Source organism: Kineococcus glutinatus (assembly GCF_039542765.1).
Classification (GTDB): domain Bacteria; phylum Actinomycetota; class Actinomycetes; order Actinomycetales; family Kineococcaceae; genus Kineococcus_A; species Kineococcus_A glutinatus.
Map to the genome: position 1 here is coordinate 1 of NZ_BAABIL010000392.1, position 5216 is coordinate 5216.

Consider the following 5216-nt stretch of genomic DNA (forward strand, 5'->3'; position numbering starts at 1 on the left):
GTGAGCGCCCCGGTGCTGGACGTGCGGGACCCCGGTGACGGCGGGCCGCTGCTGTCGGTGCGCGGGCTGCAGGTGCACTACCCGGTCCGCCGCGGCGCGCTGCTGGCCCGCACCGTCGGGCACGTCAAGGCCGTCGACGGGGTGGACCTCGACGTGCCGCGCGGCACCACCTACGGCCTCGTGGGGGAGTCCGGCTGCGGCAAGTCCACCCTGGGGCGGGCCGTGCTGCGCCTCACCGAGCCCACCGCCGGCACCGTGCACCTGGACGGCACCGACGTGCGGGCGCTGCGGGCGCCGGAGCTGCGTCGGGCCAGATCGCGGATGCAGATGGTGTTCCAGGACCCCCTGGCCAGCCTCGACCCCCGCCAGAGCGTGGGTTCCGCCCTCACCGAGCCGATGCGCGTGCACGCCGTGCCGGGCGGGCCGGTGGCGTGGCGGGCGCGGGTGGAGGAGCTCCTGGAGCGGGTGGGGCTGCCGGCGGCGGCGGCCGCGAAGTACCCGCACGAGTTCTCCGGCGGCCAGCGCCAGCGCATCGGCATCGCCCGCGCCCTCGTGCTGGGCCCCTCGCTCGTGGTGGCCGACGAGCCGGTCTCCGCCCTCGACGTGTCGGTGCAGGCGCAGGTCATCACCCTGCTGGAGGAGCTGCAGGCCGACCTGGGGCTCACCTACCTCGTCATCGCCCACGACCTGGCCGTCGTGCGGCACATGAGCCGCACCGTGGGCGTCATGTACCTCGGCGGCATCGTCGAGGAGGCCGCCACCGCACGGCTGTACGCGGACCCGCTGCACCCCTACACCCGGGCGCTGCTGTCGGCGGCGCCGGTGCCCGACCCGGAGGTGGAGGCGCGCCGGGAGCGGATCCTGCTCACCGGCGACCTGCCCAGCCCCGCCGCGCCACCGCCGGGCTGCCGCTTCCAGACCCGCTGCCCGTGGCGGCAGCCCACCCGCTGCGGCGACGAGCGCCCACCGCTGCGGCAGGTGGGGGCCAGCCGGGTCGCCTGCCACTGGGCCGAGGAGATCGCCGCCGGAGCGCTGGCGCGCACCCGCTGACGGGCGCCGCGGCGCCTGCCCGCACCAGCCGGCGGGCGCCGCGGCGCCAGAGGCGCAGGTCACGGCCCCGCGACACGCACCCCCTGCCGTTGCTGCCCCCGAAGCGGACTCGCTAGGTTGCGGCGGTCCCGCACGCGAGGCCCGCGACGACCCGGGGCCACCGCGGTGCCGCCGGACCGCTGCCGAGAACGATCCCGAGGTGACCCGTGGCACTACCGCCCCTGACCGCCGAACAGCGCGCCGCCGCACTGGAGAAGGCGGCCGCCGCTCGTCGTGAGCGGGCGCAGGTGAAGAACCGGCTGAAGTACGCCGGTGGCTCGCTCGACGAGGTCATCAAGCAGGGCCAGGAGGACGAGGTCGTCGGCAAGATGAAGGTCTCCGCGCTCCTGGAGTCCCTGCCCAACGTCGGCAAGGTCCGGGCCCGGCAGATCATGGCCGAGATCGGCATCTCCGAGTCGCGCCGCGTGCGCGGCCTCGGCGCCCACCAGATCGCCGCGCTCGTGGAGCGCTTCGGCACCGCGGGGGCCGGCTCCTGACCGGCCGGTCCGCGGGCGCCCCCGTGCCGCACCGCCTGACCGTCCTCGCCGGCCCCACCGCGGTCGGCAAGGGCACCGTCTCGGCCGACCTGCGCCGCCGCTACCCCGAGATCTGGATCTCCGTCTCGGCCACCACCCGCGCCCGCCGCCCCGGCGAGGTGGACGGCGTCCACTACCACTTCGTCGGCGAGGACACCTTCGACGGCCTCGTCGAGCGCGGCGAGCTGCTGGAGTGGGCGCAGGTGCACGGCCGCCACCGCTACGGCACCCCGCGCGCCGCCGTGCAGGAGGTGCTGGCCTCCGGGCGCCCGGCCCTGCTGGAGATCGACCTCGCCGGCGCCCGCCAGGTGCGCGCGGCGATGCCCGAGGCGGGCTTCGTCTTCCTCGCACCCCCCAGCTGGGAGGAGCTCGTGCGCCGGCTCGTGGGCCGCGGCACCGAGGACGAGGCCGAGCGCGAGCGCCGCCTGGCCACCGCCCGGCGCGAGCTGGCCGCGGAGCCGGAGTTCGACGTGACCATCGTCAACGACGACGTGCGCCGCGCCACCGACGAGCTTGTATCGTGGATGGGTCTGCCCGTCCGCAGCGACTGAACCCCGCCGCCCGCGGCGCGCTCCGGCCGCCGCGGGCGTGCAGCCCCCGAGCCCAGCCGCTCGGCCCCCGACCCGTGAGGAGCTCCACCCGTGGCAGGAACCGTCGCCTCGCCCGAGGGCATCACCAACCCGCCCATCGACGAGCTGCTCGACAAGGCGGACTCCAAGTACGCCCTCGTCATCTACGCCGCCAAGCGCGCCCGCCAGGTCAACGCCTACTACTCCCAGCTCGGCGAGGGGCTGCTGGAGTACGTCGGCCCCCTCGTGGAGACCCACGTGCAGGAGAAGCCGCTGTCGGTGGCGCTGCGCGAGATCAACGAGGGCCTGCTGACCGCGGAGCCGATCGAGCAGTGAGCGGGCGCCCCCGCGTCGTCCTCGGCGTCGCGGGGGGCATCGCCGCCTACAAGGCCGCCCTCCTGCTGCGCGAGCTGACGGAGAGCGGGCACGAGGTCCGCGTCGTCCCCACCGCCGCCGCCGAGCGCTTCGTCGGGCGCGCCACCTGGGAGGCGCTGTCGGGCCACCCCGTCGCCGAGGACGTGTGGACGTCGGTGGCCGACGTGCCGCACGTGCGGCTGGGCCGCGAGGCCGACCTCGTCGTCGTGGCCCCGGCCACCGCCGACCTGCTGGCGCGCGCCGCGCACGGGCTGGCCGACGACCTGCTCACCAACGTGCTGCTCACCGCCACCTGCCCGGTGCTGCTGGCGCCCGCGATGCACACCGAGATGTGGCTGCACCCCGCGACGCAGGCCAACGTCGCCACGCTGCGCTCGCGCGGCGTGGTCGTGCTGGACCCCGCCACCGGCCGGCTCACCGGTGCCGACTCCGGCCCCGGGCGGCTGCCGGAACCGGAGTTCATCGCCGCCGCCTGCCGCCGCCTGCTGGGCGCCGGGGTGCGCGGGCGGGACCTGGCCGGGTGCCGCGTCGTGGTCAGCGCCGGCGGCACCCGCGAACCGCTGGACCCGGTACGCTTCCTCGGCAACCGCTCCTCCGGCCGGCAGGGCGACGCCATCGCCGCCGCGGCCGCCGCCCGCGGCGTCGACGTCACGCTGGTGGCCGCCCACGTGGAGGTGCAGCTGCCCCCGGTGGACCGGCTGGTGCGGGTGGGCACGGCGGCGCAGCTGCGCGAGGCGGTGCTGGCCGCCGCCGAGGGGGCCGACGCCGTGGTGATGGCCGCCGCCGTCGCCGACTTCGCCCCCCGCGCCCGCAGCGACACCAAGATCAAGAAGTCGGACGACGCCTCCGAGGTGCCCGTCGTGGAGCTGGAGCGCACCCCCGACGTGCTCGCCGAGCTCGTCCGCACCCGCCGCGGCGGCGCGGGTGCGCGCCCGGTGCTGGTCGGCTTCGCCGCCGAGACCGGCGACGAGACCGGCGACGTCCTGGCGCACGGGCGCGCCAAGCTGGCGCGCAAGGGCTGCGACCTGCTCGTCGTCAACGAGGTCGGGGAGCAGCGCGGCTTCGGCACCGCCACCAACGCGGTCGTCGTCCTCGGCGCCGACGGCGGCGAGCGGGAGGTCGCCGAGACGAGCAAGGACGTGGTGGCCGAGGCCGTCCTCGACGCCGTGGTGCCTATGCTGGCGGCGCGGCCCGCACCACCTGCCGGACCACCCGCCGGACCACCCGCCGTGCCGTCCCCCGAGACTGGAGCCCCCGCGTGAGCACTCTCCCGACGTCCGAGCGGCTGTTCACCTCGGAGTCCGTCACCGAGGGCCACCCGGACAAGATCTGCGACCAGATCAGCGACGGCATCCTCGACGAGCTGCTGCGCCAGGACCCGCGCAGCCGGGTGGCGGTGGAGACGATGGTCACCACCGGCCTCGTGCACGTCGCCGGCGAGGTCACCACCGACGCCTACGCCGACATCCCCACGATCGTGCGCCAGACCCTGCTGGGCATCGGCTACGACTCCTCCGCCAAGGGCTTCGACGGGCGCACCTGCGGCGTGGAGGTCTCCATCGGCTCGCAGTCGCCGGACATCGCCCAGGGCGTCGACGAGGCGTGGGAGCAGCGGCAGTCCGGCGCCGGCGGCGACCCCCTCGACGCGCAGGGCGCCGGCGACCAGGGGCTGATGTTCGGCTACGCCTGCGACGACACCCCCGAGCTCATGCCGCTGCCCATCTGGCTGGCGCACCGGCTCTCGCAGCGGCTGTCCGAGGCCCGCAAGAAGGGCGAGATCCCCTACCTGCGCCCCGACGGCAAGACGCAGGTCACCATCGGCTACGAGGACGACCGCCCCGTGCGGCTGGACACCGTCGTGCTGTCCACCCAGCACGAGGCCGACGTGGACCTCGTCACCAAGCTGACCCCGGACGTGCGCCGCCTCGTCGTGGAGCCCGTGCTGGAGGACCTGGCGCTGGACACCTCCGACATCCGGCTGCTCGTCAACCCCACGGGCCGCTTCGAGATCGGCGGCCCGATGGGCGACGCCGGCCTCACCGGCCGCAAGATCATCGTGGACACCTACGGGGGCATGGCCCGCCACGGCGGCGGCGCCTTCTCCGGCAAGGACCCCTCCAAGGTGGACCGCTCCGCGGCCTACGCGATGCGCTGGGTGGCCAAGAACGTCGTGGCCGCCGACCTGGCGAGCCGCTGCGAGGTGCAGGTGGCCTACGCCATCGGCAAGGCGCACCCCGTCGGCCTGTACGTGGAGACCTTCGGCACCGAGGCGGTGCCCCGCACCGCCGTCGGCCGCGCCGTGCGGGAGGTCTTCGACCTGCGCCCGGCGGCCATCGTGCGCGACCTGGACCTGCTGCGGCCGATCTACGCCCAGACCTCCGCCTACGGGCACTTCGGGCGCGCGCTGCCGGACTTCACCTGGGAGCGCACCGACCGCGTGGACGCCCTGCGCGAGGTCGCCGGCCTCTGAGCGCGGGTGCGCCCCCGCCCCGCACGGGGCGGGGCGGGACGTCGGGGGCTGCTGGTTGACTGCGGGGGTGCCCGACAGCGACACTGCGCCCGCCGGAGCCGTCACCACGGCCCCCGGCCGGCGCGTGCGCGCCCGCGGCACGGCCCGCTCCACCGCCCTCGCCGAGGTCGACCCCGT

At 76.1% G+C, this 5216-nt stretch carries 6 protein-coding genes; all 6 read left to right on the forward strand.

Features of this window, described 5'->3' with window-relative positions; translation table 11 throughout:
* The 6 genes from ABEB16_RS14375 (at position 1) to metK (ending at position 5039) form a co-directional block, all read left to right on the forward strand.
* Positions 1 to 1050 (forward strand): ABC transporter ATP-binding protein, encoded by a 1050-nt coding sequence (locus tag ABEB16_RS14375; RefSeq protein ID WP_345712923.1) that lies wholly within the window; start codon positions 1 to 3, stop codon positions 1048 to 1050.
* A gap of 206 nt (positions 1051 to 1256) precedes the next feature.
* Positions 1257 to 1586, forward strand: coding sequence for an integration host factor, actinobacterial type (gene mihF / locus ABEB16_RS14380; protein ID WP_345712924.1), 330 nt, complete (start codon positions 1257 to 1259; stop codon positions 1584 to 1586).
* 23 nt (positions 1587 to 1609) lie between these two features.
* Entirely contained in the window at positions 1610 to 2176 is a 567-nt protein-coding gene (gmk, locus tag ABEB16_RS14385; RefSeq protein ID WP_345712925.1) for a guanylate kinase, read from the forward strand.
* A 90-nt stretch (positions 2177 to 2266) separates the two neighbouring features.
* Positions 2267 to 2530, forward strand: a complete 264-nt coding sequence (gene rpoZ / locus ABEB16_RS14390; RefSeq protein ID WP_345712926.1) for a DNA-directed RNA polymerase subunit omega — start codon at positions 2267 to 2269, stop codon at positions 2528 to 2530.
* A complete protein-coding gene (gene coaBC / locus ABEB16_RS14395; protein ID WP_345712927.1) occupies positions 2527 to 3831 on the forward strand; it encodes a bifunctional phosphopantothenoylcysteine decarboxylase/phosphopantothenate--cysteine ligase CoaBC in 1305 nt (434 codons plus the stop codon). Before rpoZ ends, coaBC begins: the two co-directional genes overlap by 4 nt.
* Positions 3828 to 5039: a methionine adenosyltransferase gene (metK, locus tag ABEB16_RS14400; protein WP_345712928.1), complete on the forward strand. Its 1212-nt coding sequence runs from the start codon at positions 3828 to 3830 to the stop codon at positions 5037 to 5039. The genes coaBC and metK overlap by 4 nt, the downstream gene beginning before the upstream one ends.
* Positions 5040 to 5216 lie beyond the last annotated feature (177 nt).